At 45.3% G+C, this 20,032-nt stretch carries 19 protein-coding genes, 2 pseudogenes and 3 riboswitches; of the genes and pseudogenes, 13 read left to right on the forward strand and 8 right to left on the reverse strand.

The features are described from left to right. Window positions 1-7: 7 nt before the first annotated feature. Both HC660_RS19710 and HC660_RS19715 read left to right on the forward strand, forming a co-directional pair. Window positions 8-1,696 carry a M56 family metallopeptidase gene (locus HC660_RS19710; protein WP_168749112.1) on the forward strand — a complete coding sequence of 563 codons (1,689 nt, stop codon included), beginning with the start codon at window positions 8-10 and terminating at the stop codon, window positions 1,694-1,696. A gap of 56 nt (window positions 1,697-1,752) precedes the next feature. Further along, complete coding sequence (locus HC660_RS19715; protein ID WP_026014625.1) at window positions 1,753-1,956, forward strand: hypothetical protein; 204 nt, start codon at window positions 1,753-1,755, stop codon at window positions 1,954-1,956. A 13-nt stretch (window positions 1,957-1,969) separates the two neighbouring features. Here HC660_RS19715 and HC660_RS19720 read toward each other — a convergent pair whose 3' ends face one another. The 5 genes from HC660_RS19720 to HC660_RS19740 form a co-directional block, all read right to left on the reverse strand. Beyond that, window positions 1,970-2,809: a polysaccharide deacetylase family protein gene (locus tag HC660_RS19720; RefSeq protein WP_168749113.1), complete on the reverse strand. Its 840-nt coding sequence runs from the start codon at window positions 2,807-2,809 to the stop codon at window positions 1,970-1,972. 99 nt (window positions 2,810-2,908) lie between these two features. Next, window positions 2,909-3,637 carry a ZIP family metal transporter gene (locus tag HC660_RS19725; RefSeq protein ID WP_168749115.1) on the reverse strand — a complete coding sequence of 243 codons (729 nt, stop codon included), beginning with the start codon at window positions 3,635-3,637 and terminating at the stop codon, window positions 2,909-2,911. 110 nt (window positions 3,638-3,747) lie between these two features. Continuing rightward, window positions 3,748-4,845, reverse strand: coding sequence for a maltodextrin ABC transporter ATP-binding protein MsmX (msmX, locus tag HC660_RS19730; RefSeq protein ID WP_010332420.1), 1,098 nt, complete (start codon window positions 4,843-4,845; stop codon window positions 3,748-3,750). Window positions 4,846-4,964: 119 nt separating this feature from the next. Continuing rightward, a complete protein-coding gene (locus tag HC660_RS19735) occupies window positions 4,965-5,858 on the reverse strand; it encodes a PucR family transcriptional regulator (protein WP_168749117.1) in 894 nt (297 codons plus the stop codon). A gap of 217 nt (window positions 5,859-6,075) precedes the next feature. Then, window positions 6,076-6,912: a YitT family protein gene (locus HC660_RS19740; RefSeq protein WP_168749119.1), complete on the reverse strand. Its 837-nt coding sequence runs from the start codon at window positions 6,910-6,912 to the stop codon at window positions 6,076-6,078. A gap of 66 nt (window positions 6,913-6,978) precedes the next feature. Continuing rightward, a riboswitch (guanidine-I (ykkC/yxkD leader) is annotated at window positions 6,979-7,081 on the reverse strand. A gap of 391 nt (window positions 7,082-7,472) precedes the next feature. Between HC660_RS19740 and HC660_RS19745 the strand changes: the two genes are divergently transcribed. Next, on the forward strand, window positions 7,473-8,012 hold the full coding sequence (locus HC660_RS19745) for a DUF4352 domain-containing protein (protein WP_168749525.1): 540 nt from the start codon (window positions 7,473-7,475) through the stop codon (window positions 8,010-8,012). 73 nt (window positions 8,013-8,085) lie between these two features. Here the strand turns inward: HC660_RS19745 and galE are convergent, their stop codons facing one another. Further along, the gene (gene galE, locus HC660_RS19750) at window positions 8,086-9,105 is read right to left on the reverse strand and encodes a UDP-glucose 4-epimerase GalE (protein WP_168749120.1); all 1,020 of its coding nucleotides are present in this window, start codon (window positions 9,103-9,105) and stop codon (window positions 8,086-8,088) included. A 114-nt stretch (window positions 9,106-9,219) separates the two neighbouring features. Next, a complete protein-coding gene (locus HC660_RS19755) occupies window positions 9,220-9,726 on the reverse strand; it encodes a YbhB/YbcL family Raf kinase inhibitor-like protein (protein ID WP_168749121.1) in 507 nt (168 codons plus the stop codon). A 126-nt stretch (window positions 9,727-9,852) separates the two neighbouring features. On the opposite strand from HC660_RS19755, the gene HC660_RS19760 reads away from it, so the two are divergent. The 10 genes and pseudogenes from HC660_RS19760 (at window position 9,853) to HC660_RS19800 (ending at window position 18,558) form a co-directional block, all read left to right on the forward strand. Beyond that, window positions 9,853-10,731, forward strand: a complete 879-nt coding sequence (locus HC660_RS19760; RefSeq protein WP_168749122.1) for a LysR family transcriptional regulator — start codon at window positions 9,853-9,855, stop codon at window positions 10,729-10,731. A gap of 69 nt (window positions 10,732-10,800) precedes the next feature. After that, window positions 10,801-11,274, forward strand: a complete 474-nt coding sequence (locus HC660_RS19765) for a DUF1453 family protein (protein ID WP_168749123.1) — start codon at window positions 10,801-10,803, stop codon at window positions 11,272-11,274. A gap of 17 nt (window positions 11,275-11,291) precedes the next feature. Further along, window positions 11,292-12,500, forward strand: coding sequence for a sensor histidine kinase (locus HC660_RS19770; RefSeq protein WP_168749124.1), 1,209 nt, complete (start codon window positions 11,292-11,294; stop codon window positions 12,498-12,500). Next, complete coding sequence (locus HC660_RS19775; protein ID WP_168749125.1) at window positions 12,497-13,153, forward strand: response regulator transcription factor; 657 nt, start codon at window positions 12,497-12,499, stop codon at window positions 13,151-13,153. The genes HC660_RS19770 and HC660_RS19775 overlap by 4 nt, the downstream gene beginning before the upstream one ends. A gap of 49 nt (window positions 13,154-13,202) precedes the next feature. After that, window positions 13,203-14,435 (forward strand): peptidase T, encoded by a 1,233-nt coding sequence (gene pepT / locus HC660_RS19780; protein ID WP_168749126.1) that lies wholly within the window; start codon window positions 13,203-13,205, stop codon window positions 14,433-14,435. 106 nt (window positions 14,436-14,541) lie between these two features. Further along, window positions 14,542-14,667: a hypothetical protein gene (locus tag HC660_RS21255; RefSeq protein ID WP_010332428.1), complete on the forward strand. Its 126-nt coding sequence runs from the start codon at window positions 14,542-14,544 to the stop codon at window positions 14,665-14,667. Window positions 14,668-14,974: 307 nt separating this feature from the next. Then, window positions 14,975-15,223 (forward strand): annotated as a pseudogene (locus HC660_RS19785) (hypothetical protein). 114 nt (window positions 15,224-15,337) lie between these two features. Continuing rightward, window positions 15,338-15,771 (forward strand): annotated as a pseudogene (locus HC660_RS19790) (LURP-one-related/scramblase family protein). Between the two features lie 66 nt (window positions 15,772-15,837). Then, a riboswitch (SAM riboswitch) is annotated at window positions 15,838-15,944 on the forward strand. 84 nt (window positions 15,945-16,028) lie between these two features. Beyond that, window positions 16,029-17,162: a 5-methyltetrahydropteroyltriglutamate--homocysteine S-methyltransferase gene (locus tag HC660_RS19795; protein ID WP_168749127.1), complete on the forward strand. Its 1,134-nt coding sequence runs from the start codon at window positions 16,029-16,031 to the stop codon at window positions 17,160-17,162. A 68-nt stretch (window positions 17,163-17,230) separates the two neighbouring features. After that, window positions 17,231-17,340, forward strand: a riboswitch (SAM riboswitch). 78 nt (window positions 17,341-17,418) lie between these two features. Next, on the forward strand, window positions 17,419-18,558 hold the full coding sequence (locus HC660_RS19800) for a 5-methyltetrahydropteroyltriglutamate--homocysteine S-methyltransferase (protein WP_168749129.1): 1,140 nt from the start codon (window positions 17,419-17,421) through the stop codon (window positions 18,556-18,558). A 46-nt stretch (window positions 18,559-18,604) separates the two neighbouring features. Here the strand turns inward: HC660_RS19800 and HC660_RS19805 are convergent, their stop codons facing one another. Then, window positions 18,605-19,999 (reverse strand): sigma-54 interaction domain-containing protein, encoded by a 1,395-nt coding sequence (locus HC660_RS19805; protein ID WP_168749131.1) that lies wholly within the window; start codon window positions 19,997-19,999, stop codon window positions 18,605-18,607. Window positions 20,000-20,032: the final 33 nt, after the last annotated feature.

Raw genomic sequence — 20,032 nt, forward strand, 5'->3', positions numbered from 1 at the left:
CTCTAGCATGCCTATGGGAACCAGTCTTTTTTTCTTTATCATTCTCGGGCTGGGCATTCAGCTGATATCAGCCCTTGCAGCAAAGCTTCTTCCGGCATTAGAACTCTGGATTGATATTGTTCTTTGGGTCGGTGCTGCTAGCTTTATCTTCTCTCAACAGCCTTTCATAGACGGCATCGTCTCTCTGGCATTGATGTTCACCAGCTACTGGACCGCATTGGATCTGACTGTCCCCAGCCGTGTTGAAAAACCATCAGGCGATTGGCAGGAAATTGAGCTTGCAAGAGACCACACACGACTCCTCTCGGACATTGCCCTGACTGTCATTGTGTTTGCGGGCGCTATTGTTTTCTTCATTTACGGGCCTGACACCAGCGTTCTAAAATATGTGATCCTGTTCGGTTTCATCTCGGGCGGCGCGGCACTGGTAAAACGCATATTAAATTTTCTAAGTGTAAAAGTCTTTTACTCTTCATCTTTAGAAACATGGCATATCAGCTCACGATATGAAACCCGCACCTACCCGCTTTCAGACCTGAAAGACATCCGGCTTGAATCGACGGCAGATCTATTAAAGCTTCACCCGCTGTTGACAATGTATTCATCCCGGCTCGATATGACGACAAGCTTTCAGCAAGTCATAAGGCTCTCTCTTCCCGCCGAAACGCTGTATCTGACCGTGAAGGAACCTAAAAAATGGAAAGCGACCCTCGGGGAATTTCTAGAATCCGAAAACAAAGAGGAAACGGTTATTGCTGTCCTGCCGCTTTATCATCGGAAAAATGTGAAACGGCTTTTAGGTAAACTTTATTTTGCCGCAAGCGTAAAAGGGATATCTGCTTACGCCGTATTGGTGCTCGCTTTATATGCCTTACACGCTTCACCTTGGGTCATGGCTGGTGCCGTGATGTTGTACTGGGCTTTGAATATGTATCTATCTGACCGGGTGCTGCGGACAGCAATGGATGCCAGGCCTTGTCTGAATTCAGACGTTCAGGCAGCGGCAGATAAGATGTTTAGAAAAGCAGGCATTTCGCATGTGGATATATATGAAACGGATAGTGATGAATATAACGGCATGGCAGTCGGAATGAATGTAGGAAGATCAATGGTGATTCTGACAAGCGCTACATTAACCCTTCCGCCGCATGTCATTGAGGGTATTCTTGCCCATGAAGCTGTTCATATTAAAAAACGTGATGTGCTGTCCATGCAGCTGTTGCGCTTTCTTTATCTTGGGGCAGTCATCGGGATCATTCTCTTGCTTGAGCATTACATCGCCCATCCCGGCGCTTACAAAATCGCACTTTGGGCGCTAATCATGGGAATCATCATTCTATTTCAGCTTTATCAGTCATTTTGTTCCCAATGGATGGAGGTGCGCGCTGATCACCTTGGCGCTTCACTGCTGGAGGGCGGATACAGGCAGATGGCCGAATCCTTAAAGATCCTGGCGGTTCGCCAGGATGAAGATCTGCAAAAACAAAACACCTACAGCTCTGATATAGATGAAGATGAAGTTAAGGTGAACTCTCTCATCCGGGATAACAGCTGGCTTTTCAGAATCATAGACTTTCAGTTTTCTCCTCATCCGCCTATGTATTGGCGTGTCAGCGCATTGCTTTCCAACAAAGGACACGGCATGGTCAAGCGCTGGCTGAGAGATCGGCTGAAAGAATCCATCTCCCTTAAATGAAACTTTTCAGGCTTCAAAACGTATGAAAAATAACTGTTTAAGGGGGGAGCCATATGATTGTTATTCTTATCGCTTTGATCTTCGGAATGATCGTCATTTATCAATCGGCTCGATCATCTGATTCAGAAACCAAAGGACGCCAGCGGGCGGACAGCGGTTTTTTCGGATTTTCCGATGGTGATTCCCGCCATGATGGATGCGGCAGTGACGGAGGCTTCGGGGATTCCGGCTGTGACGGCGGAGGGGGCGGCGGCGATTAATCGCCGCCATTTTTTATTTCATCGACTCGATGTACGCGCCAAATGACGCCCCTGACATTCCCGGGGATACACGTACGCGATGGAGGGCGTACATCCCCTGATCTCTGGAGGCTGCACCAGGTTCAGTCGTCACTCCCATTTGATAACCGGTTTCTTCAGCGGCCTTCAGCGTATCTTCGTTGTAGCGCCCAACCGGATAGCTGATGATGCCCGTTTGCTGATTGAACATCCTATCAAACAGTTTTTTTGAATCTGCCATTTCGCTATATTGCTGTTCTGGTGTTAAACCGTTCAGCTCAAGGTGGTCAATCGTATGGCTTTCAATTGATATGCCATGCTGCGCCATTTCTTTCATTTGATCCTCTGTCAGATGATGTTTATGTCCAATTGATTTGCCGATCATAAAAATCGTCGCCTTCATGCCGTACTTCTTTAATACCGGATATGCGTCTTTGTAATTATCGGTGTATCCGTCATCAAACGTGATCAGCACACATTTCTCACTCGGCTTCTTGTCCTGAGTCAGCATGAGATACGCCTCTTTTGGGGTTAATGTCTGATAGCCGTTATCATGCAGCCATTTCATATGTGCCTCAAATTCTTTCTTTGGCACACGGAGGCTGTTGCCCGAAGAGATGCTGTGGTACATCAAAATCGGCAGCTTTGCCGGTTTCTCTGTTTTGATCCATGCGGATGTATCATCTTCTTTTTTCTGCACATGTACTGTCTTTTCTTCCGGTTTCTTTTGTTCCGCTTTTGGCATCTGCTGCTCCGCATTTGCTTCTTTTTCAGCGCAAGCGGCAAGAGACAAACAGCTGCCCAAAAGAAAGATGCTTAAGATAAATCGTTTCATCGTTTTCCTGCTTTCTGTCTATTTCTTCCTCCTTTTCATCGGTTGATTTGCGGGATTTTCAAGTGAAAAAACCAGACATGTAGCCATGTCCGGTGCAAATTAGGAAAACTGATTCAAAATCAAAGACGTTAAAAGACCAAGAGCAGCAATTAACCCTGTCATCGGACCGCTGTCTTCATATGCCTCGGGCATCATCGTCGATGCAATCATTGCGATGATTCCTCCGCCCGCAAAAGCGGCGATTGCCGACATCATCTCCTCAGGAGCATCATCTAGGAAGTAATATCCTGACCATGAGGCAAAAATAGAAATCATCAGTACCGCCGCCCAAAGCAGCAAGATTTTCGCCTTTGAATATCCGCTGTTCTTCATGCCGGCCGTGCTGGACAGCCCTTCAGGTATATTGCTGATAAAAATTGCGACCACCAAAAGGAAACTGACGGATTGCTCCTCAAGAAGACTGGCTCCAATCATAATAGACTCGGGGACAGCATCCATGATGGTGCCGATAAAAATCGCGATCCCCCCGCCGCCTGCAGCTGCTTGTCCCGATCTTTTTCTTTGTGACGCGCCTCTTTTCGAAACCGCGTAATCAAAAAGGGTAAACACGACAGCCCCTGCTATAAATCCGGCGCCTGTCGAGATCATTCCGCCATCCTTCACCGCGTCCTCAAGAAGTTCATAGGCGGCAGCACCGATTAATACCCCTGTGCCAAAAGCCATGATATAACCGATGATACGCTTGCGAATCGGAAGAAACATCGACGCCAGCGCGCCCAGCAAAACAGCAGAGCCGGAAATCCCGCCCCACATCGCCGCATTCCACATCTCGATCTCTCCTTTCTACAAACCACTACCCGCCGCGGTTTTTGCTGTAAACCTTGAAAGAGAGAGGGCATGCAAAAAACCGGACATCTCTCCATGTCCGGTTCTCCAGCTTAACGAATTCTGATTTCTGTTTCACTATCAAAGAAATGGCCTTTATTCATATCAAACGCAACTGTCAGCTCATCACCTGACTGAATATCGAGACGGGCATCGATCCTCGCAATAAAGTCCTGGTTATCAATTTGCGAATAAATCATGATCTCAGATCCCAGGAGCTCCGCGACATTGATTTTCGCTTTAATTGAAGAGCTCTTATACGATTCCACGACAATCAGTTCATCATGAATATCCTCAGGGCGGATGCCGAAAATGACTTCTTTGCCAATGTAGCCCTTTTCACGAAGCACCTTCATTTTCCCCTCCGGCACGCTCAACACGGAAGAACCGATTTTGATTGTGCCGTCAGACAGCTTTCCTTTGAAAAAGTTCATGGCTGGTGATCCGATAAAACCGCCCACGAATACATTTTCAGGGAATTCGTAAACATCCTTCGGCGTCCCGATCTGCTGAATTTTGCCGTCCTTCATGACCACAATTCGAGTCGCCATCGTCAGTGCTTCTGTCTGATCATGCGTGACGTAAATTGTGGTGGTCTGCAGTCTCTGGTGGAGTTTAATGATTTCGGCTCTCATTTGCACCCGAAGCTTTGCATCCAGATTCGACAAAGGCTCATCCATCAGGAATACCTTTGCATCCCGCACGATCGCCCTTCCCAGCGCAACCCGCTGTCTCTGCCCGCCTGAGAGCGCTTTCGGCTTGCGGTGCAAATATTCTTCCAGCCCGAGAATTTTAGCGGCTTCCTCCACTCTTTTTTTAATTTCAGGCTTTGGCATTTTGCGGAGCTTCAGCCCGAATGCGATATTATCGTATACCGTCATATGCGGATAGAGCGCGTAGTTTTGGAACACCATCGCGATATCCCTGTCCTTTGGCGCCACATCATTTACCCGTTTTCCTTCAATATAAAAATCACCCTTCGAAATTTCCTCAAGTCCTGCGACCATCCGCAGTGTTGTTGATTTACCGCAGCCGGACGGGCCGACAAATACGATAAATTCCTTATCCGCTATGTGAAGATTAAAGTCGTCTACCGCCGCTTCCTTCTGATCATAATATTTATAAATGTGCTCCATCCGCAATTCAGCCATCTAACATCCCCCTTTAGTATTGTAAACGCTTTCTTAAATCAAGTGTATCAGCATTTATCCAACACTGAAATGGGCAGCATTCATAAAATCACACGGCCGTTTTCGTGCATATTTCCAGTTTATTCTGAACCTTCGCTTTGCAGGCAGATAAAATACGCAAGCAGAGCGCCTGTATACGTTTTAATGTCTATTCCTGACCGCTCGATAAATTTATCAATTCGGTACTGCAGGCTGTTGCGGTGCAGATGCAGTTTTTTCGCTGTTAATGTCACGTTTGAGTTGTTTTCAATAAACAGCTTGATCGTTTTTCTCAGCTCAGGTTCATTTACAAATAATAGCTCGGCTTCTTCACAAAGCAATGATTTCAGCCGTCCCTTTTCTTCTTCCAATAATAAAAAAGGGAACATGATATCAAACGTGACACTCTGAACCTGCGGCAGCCGCTTTTCAGCAAATAGAAAATACGTTTGTTCACGGGCATAATGTTTTCGTAAGCGCTCATCTGTTTCATAAAACCTTCCGGCGTAAAAACGGACACTGAAGTAGAAATCACTTTCAAGAACCCTGGCGAGCGACTCCAGTTCGTCTTTCCCCGCTGCCGCTTCACTTTCCTGCTCGACAATCACGCCTCTGTCCTCATGCATCCAAACGATCACAAAAGACACCGGCCAAAAATGGCGCATCGCTTCCGCAAATGATGCCCGTTCTGTTTTGCCAATCAAATGAAAATGAATGAACCTTGTCCTCTTAGTGATATTCGGGGGCACTTCTCCTTTCGAGAATAGAAACGCAAACCACTTGTTTTCTTCTGGCGATTTGAACGACATGTGATCTGCCTCTTCCGCTAGCGTTAAAAATGACTGGAGCAGCAACGTCTCCTTTTGGCTGATCTCCGTTTTTGGGATCGAGATATATTTCTGACTGTTTTCATCAAAAAAACATAGACGGTCTTCCTTTGTACAAAGCTTGTCAGACACAATCAAACCGGGATAAATAGCCAGCAGCGACTTCATATGGTCTCCTCTCCTATGTAAGGATATGTATTTTCAGTATAAGGCGAAATACACATGTTCTCCAGCTTCTTTTTCGCATAAGACGGCCCTCTTTCGTTTACAGCCTTGCTTCAACGGCAATAGAGGATATGCATGAACTGAGACGAATGCAGAAATAATACCGCACATATCCGTTCTAAACAAATAAATCCCTCTGCAGATGCGCAGAGGGACCTCCTTATTTTGAAATATCCACAAACCCTTCACCAAACACATCGCGCACGTCATGGACAATCACAAACGCTTTTTTGTCACAGCTTCTGATGATTTTCTTCAGCATAGAAAGCTCCTGTTTGTTAATGACGATGTACAAAATCTCTTTTGACTGGCCGGTATAGTTTCCCTTACCTGATAAAATGGTGACGCCCCGGTCCATCAGCGTATTGACCTGCTCGGCAATTTCACCTTTATTTTCCGATATGACAGTAATCGCTTTTTTTGTATTCAGGCCTTCAATAATGAAGTCCATCACTTTCGTTCCGATATACAGCATCACAATCGTAAACATCATGTTTTCCACACCAATAATAAAATAAGAGCTGAAGACGACAATTAAATCAAAAAAGAGCAGCGCGTAACTGATATTCCAATCTAAATATTTATTGGCGATTCTGGCCAGAATGGCGGAACCGGCTGTTGTGCCGCCGACCCGAATGATCATGCCGATCCCGACACCCGCAAACACGCCTGCGAAAATCGTGTTAATGATCAGCTCATCAGACGGTGTGCTCCACCCGTGTGTCAAATGCAGAAAAAGCGAGTTTGCTGCCACGGCGATAATCGTATAAACCGTAGTTTTCCCGTCGAGAAATTTATATCCGATCAATAGCAGAAAAGCGTTTAATATAAAGTTTGTCACCCCGGGAGACCATTGAAACACATAGTACAAAATCAGCGTAATCCCCGTAACGCCGCCTTCCCCAAGGTCATTGGGAATCGCGAATAAATTCACAGCAAGCGCGAAGAAAAAAGCGCCAATCACAAGCATCAGCACATCAAGCATTTTCTTTTTCATCACAAACTCCTCCTTCAGATCGTATCAACAAAAAAACCCAGGAGTACGCTCTCGCAAAAGAGCAGAAACTCCTGGGCTTTTATCCCACCGTGTCATAACAGCCAGGCTGTTATGTGTTTTCTCTCGGTCACAGGCCAATATGCATTGCGGAACCCTAGAAAACCAATGTTTTAGCATATCTTTTTCACTTTCCAATATTAGCATTATAAGGGACTGAGCAAATTGGTTCAAGGGGTATTTGCGGAGATTTAGTTGCAAGTGAAAATTCAAGAAAATACAAATTAGCTATTAACATATGTGCGATATAGACGATAAGAAAATAAGCATGTATTTTCACAAGAAAATATAACTATGAATGCTAAATAATATAATAAATTCATAATTTTGTATTGACTAAGTGAAATAATATAGGCATTATAGTACATATGTTTTGTGTATTTAATGACATAGGAGGAAATATAATGGCAGGAAAACTAGTCCCTTGTAAAGCTTGCGGTCAAGAAATTGCAAAAGGTGTAAAAAAATGTCCTAACTGTGGTAAGGATCAGCGTAACTTTTTTATGAGACATAAAATTATTACGTTTATTCTCGCAGTTGTTGTCATCATTATTATTGCTAACATTGGCGGCGGAGGCGGTTCAGAAGCCACTTCCAAAACATCAAGCAGCAGCAAAGCAGAAACTGAAAAAACATACAATATCGGTGATACTGTTAAGACTGAGAAAACTGAAGTGACAGTTACGAAGGTAGAAAAACGAGATTCAGTTGGTAACGAGTTCCTAAACAAAAAGGCGTCTGACGGCGGTATTTTAGTTGCTGTACAATACACAGTAAAAAACGTGTCTAAAAAGCCTATAAGCTCTTTTTCAATTCCTACTGTTAAACTTGTAGATTCCACTGATACATCATATGATGCTGACATAGATGCATCTTCTAACTATGCGGCAGAAACAAAAATCGATGATTCAAAAATTTTAAGTGATCTAAATCCAAATATTAAAGTAACCAATGTTGAAGTATTCGAAGTGGACAAGGATGCTTACTCTAAAGGAACTTGGAAACTTAAATTCAGTAATGATGTTATTGTAAAAATCAAATAGTAGCTGAAAAGGGTGCCTGCGAAGGCACCCTTTTTTAGGAAAAAGGCCTTCTCTGTTGAGAAGGCCTCCATTCTTATTCCTGATTCTTATACCCATTCACATTAGAAGACTGCCATCTCCAAGAATCGGCACACATTTCCTCAAGGCCTCTTTTTGCTTCCCAGCCCAGTTCTTGCTTGGCTTTTGCAGGATCTGCGAAGCAGGTGGCGATGTCTCCAGGACGGCGGTCCGCAAAACGGTACGGAACCTCTTTCCCTGACACTTTTTCAAAGGCTTTGACCATTTCAAGCACACTGTAGCCTGTGCCTGTTCCGAGGTTGTATGCATCAGCTCCTGTGGAGTTCAATACTTTTTCCAGCGCTTTGACGTGGCCTTCTGCGAGATCAACGACGTGAATATAATCGCGTACGCCTGTCCCATCTTTTGTCGAATAATCATTGCCGAATACGCTTAATTGCTCCAGCTTGCCAACGGCTACCTGCGCCACATATGGCATGAGGTTATTTGGGATGCCATTCGGATCTTCACCGATTCGTCCGCTTGGATGTGCGCCGAATGGATTAAAGTAGCGCAGCAGGGCAACACTCCACTCGTTGTCGGCCGTATGCAAGTCACGCAATATTTGTTCAAGCATGAGCTTCGTCTGTCCATAAGGATTTGTCGCGCCTAATGGAAAGTCCTCCGTAATCGGTGATGTTTCCGGAACGCCGTATACTGTTGCAGATGAACTGAACACGATTTTCTTGACGCCGTATTTCTCCATGACCTCACATAATATAAACGTTCCCGTGAGGTTGTTATGATAATATTTGAGCGGAATTGCAACAGATTCACCGACTGCTTTTAATCCCGCAAAATGAATCACAGCTTCAATTTCATTTTCAGCAAAAACCGAATCTACCGCTTCCCGATCCAATAGATCCGCTTCATAGAACGTTAACTCTTTTCCCGTAATCTCTTTGACGCGATTCAGCGCCTCGGCTGAACTGTTGGACAGATTATCAAGTACGACAATCTCATATCCGCTGTTCAATAACTCCACACATGTGTGACTTCCGATGTATCCGGCGCCGCCTGTAACAAGTATTGCCATGATGTAAACCCTCCTAAAAAATGACCTGCTATTATTATATAGTGTTTAGAACTGGTCTACATCCATTTTCATGAAGTTTAATCGTTTATTAATCGTTTCTTCATATTTTCTGCCCTAAACCCTTGCCAGCAATTCAATAGAGGCTTCAGCGAGAATGCGTTCTTTCATTTCTTGGTAGAGATGATTCATATAAAAGCCCTGCTGAAGATTCAGTTCAGCATCCAAAGCATAGACCGTCAGCGTATATGTATGATCCTCGTCAGGCGGCGTCGGCCCGCAATACTGGTGAATCACCTTTGGATTGATGCTTCCCGCAAGCGCTGAAGCAAAGCTGTTTTGCCCCTGTATCATCAAGTCCTGTCTTTCCTCACTTGCATGTTCAGGAAGCTCTCCGATGTGCGCCGGGATGTTCGCCGCTATCCAGTGAATCCAGCTGAATCCGCATACGGGAATGGCGTCATGGTCGATGAAAGTCAGTGCGAGCGTCTTTGCACCGAGCGGGACTTCCTCAAAGCGAATCGGAAAGGATACAAATGGATTCCCGTCTCTCTTATATTTTTCATCTGCATATTTTGAGTATTTGTCATGTAAATACGGATTTGCTTCTACGTATATGTTCATGTGATTCCCTCTCTCCATTTTTTCGTTCTATAGGTATACTAAACGAATGGAAGTATAATCAGTGATAAGCAAATAAGCATTTTCAATTAACAATTTGTTATCAATTAGCAGTGAAGGAGGTATTTCATGGATTTAAAATGGCTGCAAACCTTTATTTCCGCAGCGGAATCAGAAAACTTCAGGGAAACGGCTGAGCGTCTTTATCTCACACAGCCAGCTGTTTCTCAACATATGAGGAAATTGGAAGATGAACTGGACATGCAGCTGTTTTTGCATAGCGGAAGAAGAGTTGTCCTGACTGACGAAGGCAGGCTGTTTTTGCCTTATGCCAAAGAAATAATCAATGCATACCAAGCCGGAAAGCACAAAGTCAGCCAATGGAAGCAGGGGTACAGCCGGGCACTTACGCTGGCCGTACACCCCTACATCGCGTCCTATATATTGCCTCGTTTTCTGCCCGCCTATATCCAAAAACATCCGCATGTCGAGCTTTCAACTCATGTAGCTGAATCTGACGATATCAAACTAGCGGTAGAACACAATGAAGCTGATATTGGTTTGTCGCGAAAAGACCCGAACTCCGGCACTCTTTATTATCAGCACATATGCGAAGGTACGCTGTGTCTGGCTGCTCCTTTTCAAAAAAGCAGGCCTGCGGATGCTGCATCTGTCTTTAGCCGCTATCGGCTGCTTACGCATGATCATCCGTCATATGGGGATGCCTTTTCAGACCGCATCCGTTCACATTACCCGCATATTCAAACGATGGCTGTCGGGCAGACTGATACGGCTGTTCAAATGATAAAAGCGGGAATGGGTGCCTCTTTCCTCCCCACCTACATCATCAAACAGGAAGAGGACGAAAAAAAGCTGATGGCTGTAATTACGCCGCCGCATCTTGAATTGCCGGCGTCCCAAACATTTATGATGTGGAAAAGAAATAGCGAGGACATTCAGCATTTTCACGCCATACTGCAGGACTTCATGCAGTCCGAACAGGTCTAAAATCAATCTGCCGGTTGACGTTTTCTTTTCCTAGAATCGTTATACTTATGGCAGAAAGGATTTGATGACATGGCGATGAGCCCATATATTTTTATTGTATTTATTCTTATTATTTTATCGATGTATCGAGAAAGAACTGTAAAGCCCGGGAAACTGCTGATCATTCCGCTTCTGCTTTTATGGGGCGTATCAGCATCATTTCAATCGTCGTATTTTCATTCCGTTTTACACGCGGCGATCAGCGTTATGTTATTACTGATCGGGCTGGCCTGCGGATTTGGCATCGGAAAGATGGTAAATGTGCGGATTCACCCAGAAACCGGAAAGGTCACTTCACGCGGCTCCCTTGGAAGTGTTATTCTCATTTTAGTGATACTTTCTTTGCGCATGGCTGCGAGAATATGGCTGCCTGAGAGCAACGAGCTTTTTATTGCTATTATTCATTCTATGTTCTTCATTCCCCTCGGCACCATCACAGCCCGCAACATCATGCTTTACAAAGCATACAGACGGCTGACCGCAGGCAAAGCATCGATTCAATAACTGAAAGAAGGACCCGCATGAACCGACAATCTTCGGCTCGGCACTACAAGAAACTTGTGCCGAGCATTATTCTCATTTTGAATGGCATACAATTTTTATCTCACCCATCCAAAGCTGATCCCATTTTGTTAGCGTTTGTGTTTGCGGTTTACTTAGCATTCGTGTGGATCATTCCCTATGTGGCATCCGCTGCTGTCAATTTGGGCATATTCACCGGACTTTGGCTCCTGACCGTTTTCCTTTGGGCTGTTTCTGGCCAAGAGCAGGGAGCCGCCTATTTTTTGATTGTATTTTTAATGATTTATGCAGCCTTTAGGCTCCCTTCACGGCTTTCCTTGGTATTTACAGCATGTTTAATTGGAGGCAACATATTATTACTATCCTCAAACGGGGGAAACTTGAATACCATCATTGGCAATATCTCTATCATGATCGGACTTTACGTATTCTTCTCCTCAATGCGCTTCAGACGCGAAGCGAGAAGAGAAGCAGAACGAAATCATGCTGAATTAGCAAACATGCATGTACAGCTGGAGCAAGCTCACGAAGAACTTCAGAAAGCGCATACTGAGTTACAGGAGGCTTCTGTTCTTTCCTTGAGATACGCTGTGCTTGAGGAGCGAACGAGAATCGCGCGGGACATTCACGACAGCATCGGCCATGAGCTAACCTCTGTGATCGTCCAGCTTCAGTCTCTCCCTTATATCCTGAAAAGCAGCAAGGAGGATTCAGAAAAAGTCATACAAAATGTACTGACTGTCGCCAGAGAATGTCTTCAGGAAGTACGGTCTGTCGTTCACCAAATGGGCCGAAGTGAATCAATGGTAGGTCTTTCCGCTTTACGGGGCCTTATTCATCAAGCGGAGGAGCGTAGCGGCTTATCCATTTCATTAGACACCTCCGTTCTGCAGGAAGAGTCTTGGCCCCAGAACATAAGCGAGACAATCTACCGTGTCTTGCAGGAAGCGCTGACAAATACCATCCGTCACGCCAACGCTTCCCGTATAGCTGTCGTCATTTGTAACGATGAGACCCATCTCCATGTGAAAATCACCGACGACGGACAATTCAGCGGCAATCCCACTTTCGGGTTTGGGCTGTCAGGGATGAAAGAGCGCGCCGAAAAAGCAGGCGGTTCCCTTTCTGTTAAAGCTGTTCAGCCGAGCGGCCTGCAAATTGAGCTGTCATTGCCGCTTACAACAACGAATAAGGAGCCACAGAGATGAACAATCATAAAATACGCGTCGCACTTGCGGATGATCAGCCTCTTGTGCGTGAGGGCTTCCGCTATGTCATCAACGCTCAGCCGGATATGGCCGTTTCCGGTGAGGCCGGCGACGGTCATGAAATCATTGACCTCGCTAAGAAAACAAAACCTGACGTCATCTTAATGGATGTCCAAATGCCGTCCTGCTCAGGCATCGAAGCGGCCAAGGACATCATGTCCGCCCTCCCGGATACAAAAATCGTCATTTTAACGACCTTTGACACTGAAGAATACGTATTTGAAGGTATCCGCGCCGGCGCTGTCGGCTACCTGCTGAAGGACACGCTTCCTGAAGAACTGATAGACGCCATTCGGGCTGCCTCCAGAGGCGAAGCGATTTTCCGCACAGTCACAGCCGCTAAAATCATCAGTGAGACATTCCGCGCAAAGCAACAGACTTATACTGAAAAACTGACTGAACCGTTTACCAAAAGAGAACTCGAGGTTCTTCAGCAAATGGCCTATGGCTTGAGAAATGAAGAGATTGCCGACAAGCTTTTTATCAGCGAAAGCACCGTCAAAACCCACGTGCATCGAATTCTGCAAAAATGCAATGCCCAAGACCGGACACAGGCAGTCGTTTTTGCCATTCGAAACTGCATTGTGAAATAGAAATCTCTCATCTCGGCATGATAGAATAAAACAAAGGAGATGATTGGAAATGAAAGATGACATCATTGAACGGTTTACTACATACGTAAAGGTCGACACGCAGTCAGATGAATCAGTCGACACCTGCCCTTCCACACCCGGCCAATTGACGTTAGGAAACATGCTTGTTGAAGAATTAAAGTCTATCGGCATGGAAGACGCAGCCATTGATGAAAACGGCTATGTCATGGCGACTCTTCCTTCCAATACTGACAAAGACGTGCCGACAATCGGCTTTCTCGCCCACGTCGATACCGCCACAGATTTTACCGGCAAAAATGTCAATCCGCAAATCGTAGAAAGCTACGATGGAAAAGACATCACGCTCAATGAAAAGCTTCAGGTCATCCTATCGCCTGATCAATTCCCTGAACTGTCGGGCTACAAAGGCCACACTCTGATCACCACAGACGGCACAACCCTTCTTGGCGCTGACAATAAGGCTGGCATCGCTGAAATCATGACTGCCATGGATTATCTCATCAAACACCCTGAAATCAAGCACGGCACCATTAGAGTTGCATTTACACCTGATGAAGAAATCGGCAGGGGCCCGCACAAATTTGATGTTGCGCGGTTCAATGCCTCCTTTGCCTATACTGTTGACGGCGGCCCGCTCGGTGAGCTTGAATATGAAAGCTTCAATGCTGCCGCGGCGAAAATCACAATTAAAGGCAACAATGTACATCCCGGCACGGCAAAAGGCAAAATGATCAACTCTGCAAAAATCGCAATGAAGCTGAACAGCATGCTGCCGGCAGATGAGGCACCTGAATATACAGAGGGCTACGAAGGCTTCTACCACCTGCTGTCCATTCAGGGAGACGTAGAAGAGACCAGGCTCAACTACATTATCAGAGACTTTGACAAAGACATCTTCCAAAACAGAAAAGAAACCATGCAGCGCATCGTTGAAGAGCTCCAAAACGAATACGGACAAAATCGCATTCAGCTTGATATGAACGATCAATACTACAACATGAGAGAAAAAATTGAGCCTGTCATCGAAATCGTCCACATTGCCAAACAAGCAATGGAAAACCTCGGCATCGAACCGAAAATCTCTCCAATCCGCGGCGGCACGGACGGCTCGCAGCTTTCTTACATGGGACTCCCGACGCCGAACATCTTTACCGGCGGGGAAAACTTCCATGGCAAATTTGAATACATTTCTGCCGACAACATGGTCAAAGCCGTAAACGTTATCGTTGAGATTGCAAAGCTGTTTGAAGAACAGGCGTAAGCTGAAAAACCAGTCCGAAAAAGGACTGGTTTTTTGCATGAAAATGAAACATTTTAAAAGCTCTGTCCGTAAAAAGACTATCAACGGATGAGGAGGAAATGCAAAGATGAAGAATACAATTGCCGCAAAAAGCCTGTTCAAAAAATGGATGATTTCGCGCCCGCTCAAAATGCAAACAAAACGATCAAACCCATTTAAAAAAATTAGAAGAATGTTCAAACGCTTTTTCTGACCCTTCCCCGGACTCCCCTCAAATCAGGCATCCATTCCAAATTCCCGCCCAAATGCTCCGTAATTTGGGTTTTTTGTGTTCAATTCCTCAAAATAGGGTATATATCAAACAAAGAAGAACACATTATCCATTTATAGTTAATTCGAATTACAGAAATTTAGGTTAAAAGTTATATAAAGGAATTCGTTTTAACGTCGATAGTAACTATAGAACCAATCAAAAGAAAAAACACCAGCTTAATGCAAGACTATTTTCAGGCCATCGACGAAAAGGAATTTTGAGGGACACGCATTTATTTTAATTAGATTTGGAATTTTTTGAATACTTTTAGACGTTTTATCCGTACAATAGAGAATACCAAAACTTTTTTTGGGAGGTATGTAAAATGATCTTATTTATTATCATCGCATTATGTGGCTATCTTCTCTTTTCGTTCAGCAAAGACAATAGACGAAAACCGCAAAAGACAAGCCCTCTGCCTGCACCCGTTCCTCATCATAACAACCTAATCGACCTTGACGCCATCCGCCAAAAACGCCGGATGCATCTTTCCTAAGACATACCTTATAATTGAAAAGGCTGCAGATATGCAGCCTTTTCGTTATTCCTGAAACTAGACTTCAGTAATGATCGAATGATTGATGAAACAACGGATCTTTTCGTTTAACACATTTACGGTCAGAATGAACAAGAGAAATTCAAGGTGGAGGGCCGTTTGTTTTCATTCGGAGACTCGTTACACATATCAGATTCCTCTGGAGAAACGCTCGCTTCCATTGAGCAGAAGCCCATGTCTTTTTTGCCCCGTTATGATATTTCTATCGGGGGAGAAACGGTTTGTGAGGTGACGAAGAAATTAACATTATTCAAACTGAAATTTGAAATTAACAACTGAATTAGGAAATCGACGGTGATTGATGGAAGGACAAATTCCAGCTGACGGACGGCCAGAATGTGTGAATGTCTGTCAGCAAAAAGCGGCTCAGCTGGGGTGATACGTATCGCCTGCTGATTGCACATGAGGAAGATGGGCTGATTTGCACAGCCATCGCGATTGTGCTGGATATGGTATTGGTTGACGATGAAGATAAGCCAAACTTCTAAAAAACTGTTGACAATTCATGCAAAAATAATAATATTAAGATAATTGAAAACTCAATATGAAGATTTACCTTATCAAGAGAGGTGGAGGGACTGGCCCTATGATACCCGGCAACCGCTGTTTTACACAGAATGGTGCTAAATCCTTAAGAACATCGCGTTCTTGCAGATGAGGCAGAGATTTGATCGTTCAAGCTCTTCCTTACACAAAGGAAGAGCTTTTTTCATGCGGCAAACATTTCAGAAAAGAGGCGAATGATATGACTCAACAAGTAAACCTTGCAGCACAGAAATCAGATAAACAGAAGAAAGCTCCTTTCCGCGCTGATCATGTCGGCAGTTTATTACGATCCGCACCAGTAAAAGAGGCGCGGCAAAAACAAGCGGCCGGCGAGATCACTGCAGAACAGCTTCGCGATATTGAAAATAAAGAAATCACCCGCATTGTCGAAAAGCAAAAGGAAATCGGCCTAAACGTCGTAACCGACGGAGAGTTCCGCCGTTCTTGGTGGCATTACGATTTTCTTGAAGGGCTTGATGGTGTAGAGCCCTTCATTCCGGCCGAAGGGATTCAATTCCATCATGCGAAAACAAAAGCCCGCAGCATTAAAGTCACAGGAAAACTGGATTTCACAAGCCATCCGGCGCTTGCCGATTATCAATTTTTACACAGCATTGCCGGAGATGCGACAGCAAAATTGACGATTCCAAGTCCGAATATGCTGTTTTTCGGTGAAAAAGCTGATCAAGGCGTATATCCCGATCAGGAGGAATATTTTCATGACCTGGCCCAGACGTACAAAAAAGCGATTACCGCTTTCTATGATGCGGGCTGCCGCTATCTTCAGCTCGATGATACGTCATGGTCTCTCTTCTTTGAAGAAAAAGGCAGAGAAGTTGTCCGTGCCCTCGGCGGTGATCCGGAAACATTGCCTGCGTTATTTGCCAAAACAATTAACGATGCAGTGGCGGACCGTCCTGATGACCTAACGGTTACGATGCACATCTGCCGCAGCAACTTCCGCTCGACTTGGGCCGCATCAGGAGGCTATGACGCTGTAGCGGAAACGATTCTTGACGGTTTAGACCTTGATGGCTTGTTCCTGGAATACGATGATGACCGCTCCGGAAACTTTGACCCGCTTCGCTTTGTCAAACGCAAGGATCTGCAGATTGTCTTGGGCTTGATTACATCCAAATACGGAGAGCTTGAAGATCCAGAGGATGTCAAACGCCGAATCAATGAAGCTGCGCGCTTTGTCAGCTTAGATCAGCTTTGCTTGAGCCCGCAGTGCGGTTTCGCTTCTACAGAAGAAGGAAACCTTTTGACTGAGGAGCAGCAGTGGGCGAAGCTCCGTCATGTGGTCGACATTGCCAATGATGTGTGGAAATAATCTATCGTTGACAGAAACAAAAAATGTGTGAATAATAGATACTATCAGAAAATTTAATAAAAAGGTTTTCCTTATCAAGAGAGGTGGAGGGACTGGCCCTGCGATACCCGGCAACCGCTGTTTTACACAGAATGGTGCTAAATCCTTTAGAGCAGATTTGTGCTCTTGTAGATAAGGTTGAGATTGTTCACGCAAGCTCTTCCTTATCCTGAGGAAGAGCTTTTTTATATTTGAATGGAAAGAAGGAATGAACAACATGTCACAGCAAACAACACCCGCAGAACAAAAACAATCGCTCCAGAGAAAAAAACCGCCGTTTCGCGCGGATCAAGTCGGAAGCCTGCTGAGATCTGAGCCCGTCAAAAAAGCGCGGCTGCAAAAGGCGGCCGGCGAAATGACTGCCGAACAGCTTCGCCAGATTGAAAACGATGAAATCATCCGCATTGTGGAAAAACAAAAAGAAACCGGCCTGAACGTCGTGACAGACGGGGAATTCCGCAGAGCGTGGTGGCATTTTGATTTCCTGGAAAATCTGGATGGCGTTGAGCCGTTTACACCTGAACAGGGTATCCAGTTCCATAATGTGCAGACAAAAGCACGCGGCATCAAAGTGACGGGCGATATTGATTTCTCAAACCACCCGATGCTCGAAGATTACTCATTTTTACATGGCATCGCTGGTGATGCCACGCCAAAAATGACAATTCCGAGTCCGAATATGCTCTTTTTCCGGGGGAGACTGGAAAAGGATGCCTACAAGAACGATTATGCTCTTTTCCAGCATGATGTATCAAAAGCTTATAAGAAAGCGATTCAAGCGTTTTATGACAGAGGCTGCCGCTACCTCCAGCTTGACGATACAGCATGGGCTGTTTTCTTATCTGAAAAAGGCTTAAAACAAGTGGAAGCATTCGGAACAACGCCTGACGAGCTTCGCCAGCTGTTTGCGAAGTCGATCAATGACGCCATTGCTGACCGTCCGGATGATATGACAATCACCATGCATATCTGCCGCGGCAACTTTCAGTCCACTTGGACAGCTGAAGGCGGTTATGATGCGGCGGCCGAAACCATTTTTGACGGCTTGAATCTGGACGGGCTTTTCTTAGAGTATGATGATTCACGCTCAGGTGGATTCGAACCGCTCCGTTATGTGAAACGCACTGATCTTCAGCTTGTTCTCGGTTTAGTTACATCTAAATTCGGTGAGCTTGAACATCCGGACGACGTGAAACGCCGTATTGAAGAAGCGTCACGTTATGTCAGCTTAGACCAGCTATGCCTGAGTCCGCAATGCGGGTTCGCTTCGACTGAAGAAGGCAACAAGCTGACCGAGGAACAGCAATGGGCGAAGCTGCGCCATGTTGTTGAGATCGCTAACGATGTTTGGAAATAAAGAACAGAAACACACACTTGATTCCTTGGCGGGACAAGTGTGTTTTTTATGCCTGCTCAATTTGATAGGCTTTGCATTTTTCATATAAGCTTGTTTTTCCTATGCCTAATAGCTTTGCTGCCTTTATTTTATTGCCGTCTGCTGCGGCAAGCGCCTCGATGATCGCGTTTTTTTCCGCCTCAGCGATTGTCTCTTTTAATGGCTGTATCGATTGATATTCTCGGACTTTGATTGTTCTTTGGATGGGTTGATCTTCAGGAGCGAGGTTCAGGTGTTTCGGTTCGATTCGTTTGCCGTCGAGGACGTTGACAGCCCGTTCTAGGACGTTTTCCAGTTCACGTATGTTGCCCGGCCAAGAATAGCTCTGAAGCACCGCAATCGCTTCTTTAGAAAGCTCCAAGCCATCAAATCCAAATTTCCGTTCAAGTTTTTTTAATAGAAGCCCTGCGATGGGCACAACATCCTCTATGCGCTCTCTTAGGGACGGGATTTGAATTTTGATTACATTCAATCGGTAATAGAGGTCTTGCCGGAAGTCTCCTTCCCGGACCATTTTTTCGAGGTTTCGGTGTGTCGCCGCAATCACTCGTACATCTATCGGGACCGGGCTTCCTGCGCCGACCCGCTCTATCTCTTTCTCCTGCAGGACGCGAAGGATTTTGCTTTGCATATGCAGCGGCATATCACCTACTTCATCAAGGAAAATGGTTCCTTGATGCGCGAGTTCAAATTTTCCTTTTTTCCCGCCTTTTTTCGCCCCCGTAAACGCTCCGTCTTCGTATCCGAACATTTCTGATTCAAACAATTGCTCCGGGATCGAAGCGCAGTTGACACGCAGAAAGGGAGCATACCGGCGGCGGCTGTTCTGATGGATGGCGTGGGCAAACAGCTCTTTTCCCGTGCCGGATTCTCCCAAAAGCAAAACGGCCGATTGGCTGTCAGATACCCGTTCAGCCAGCCGTTTCGCATCCATAAAGAGAGAGCTGTTTCCGATCAAGTCGCCAAAGTGATATTTACTGAAAAGCTCTTTTTCGTATCTATTTTTGTAGTAATTGAGTTCATTGAGGATGGGTTTAATTTTTCTTGAATAATCCATCCATTCTTGCGGATTGCGAAACATAACGGTTCCGACCGCTCCGACAAGCTGCTGGTTCACATAGAGCGGATACCGGTTGGCGATCATTTCACTGCCGTTAATTGGATGAATAGCGGCAGCCTCTGTACGCCCCGTCTTCGCCACGATATGCATTCTCGAATTTTCAATCACGTCCTGAACGGGTTTTCCTATCGCTTCGTTCTCTGTTTTTTTCAGAAAGTCACAGTATGCCGGATTGATATAGAGAATGTTCCCCTCATGATCAACCACAACAATACATTCCGCCGCAAGGTTGATGATTTCATCCAGCCATTCATAGGGTAATCTTTTAATAGAATGTTTCATCTCCCTGTCGCTCCCGTCACATTTTGTAATCGC

Origin of the sequence: Bacillus mojavensis (genome assembly GCF_012648005.1) — a bacterium.
Classification (GTDB): domain Bacteria; phylum Bacillota; class Bacilli; order Bacillales; family Bacillaceae; genus Bacillus; species Bacillus mojavensis.

Coding starts and splice junctions, on each gene's coding strand:
- HC660_RS19710 (WP_168749112.1), top strand. CDS start 8: ATGCCTATGGGAACCAGTCTTTTTTTCTTTATCATTCTCGGGCTGGGC.
- HC660_RS19720 (WP_168749113.1), bottom strand. CDS start 2,809: ATGAAACGATTTATCTTAAGCATCTTTCTTTTGGGCAGCTGTTTGTCT.
- HC660_RS19725 (WP_168749115.1), bottom strand. CDS start 3,637: ATGTGGAATGCGGCGATGTGGGGCGGGATTTCCGGCTCTGCTGTTTTG.
- msmX (WP_010332420.1), bottom strand. CDS start 4,845: ATGGCTGAATTGCGGATGGAGCACATTTATAAATATTATGATCAGAAG.
- HC660_RS19735 (WP_168749117.1), bottom strand. CDS start 5,858: ATGAAGTCGCTGCTGGCTATTTATCCCGGTTTGATTGTGTCTGACAAG.
- HC660_RS19740 (WP_168749119.1), bottom strand. CDS start 6,912: ATGAAAAAGAAAATGCTTGATGTGCTGATGCTTGTGATTGGCGCTTTT.
- HC660_RS19745 (WP_168749525.1), top strand. CDS start 7,473: ATGAGACATAAAATTATTACGTTTATTCTCGCAGTTGTTGTCATCATT.
- galE (WP_168749120.1), bottom strand. CDS start 9,105: ATGGCAATACTTGTTACAGGCGGCGCCGGATACATCGGAAGTCACACA.
- HC660_RS19755 (WP_168749121.1), bottom strand. CDS start 9,726: ATGAACATATACGTAGAAGCAAATCCGTATTTACATGACAAATACTCA.
- HC660_RS19760 (WP_168749122.1), top strand. CDS start 9,853: ATGGATTTAAAATGGCTGCAAACCTTTATTTCCGCAGCGGAATCAGAA.
- HC660_RS19765 (WP_168749123.1), top strand. CDS start 10,801: ATGGCGATGAGCCCATATATTTTTATTGTATTTATTCTTATTATTTTA.
- HC660_RS19770 (WP_168749124.1), top strand. CDS start 11,292: ATGAACCGACAATCTTCGGCTCGGCACTACAAGAAACTTGTGCCGAGC.
- HC660_RS19775 (WP_168749125.1), top strand. CDS start 12,497: ATGAACAATCATAAAATACGCGTCGCACTTGCGGATGATCAGCCTCTT.
- pepT (WP_168749126.1), top strand. CDS start 13,203: ATGAAAGATGACATCATTGAACGGTTTACTACATACGTAAAGGTCGAC.
- HC660_RS21255 (WP_010332428.1), top strand. CDS start 14,542: ATGAAGAATACAATTGCCGCAAAAAGCCTGTTCAAAAAATGGATGATT.
- HC660_RS19795 (WP_168749127.1), top strand. CDS start 16,029: ATGACTCAACAAGTAAACCTTGCAGCACAGAAATCAGATAAACAGAAG.
- HC660_RS19800 (WP_168749129.1), top strand. CDS start 17,419: ATGTCACAGCAAACAACACCCGCAGAACAAAAACAATCGCTCCAGAGA.
- HC660_RS19805 (WP_168749131.1), bottom strand. CDS start 19,999: ATGAAACATTCTATTAAAAGATTACCCTATGAATGGCTGGATGAAATC.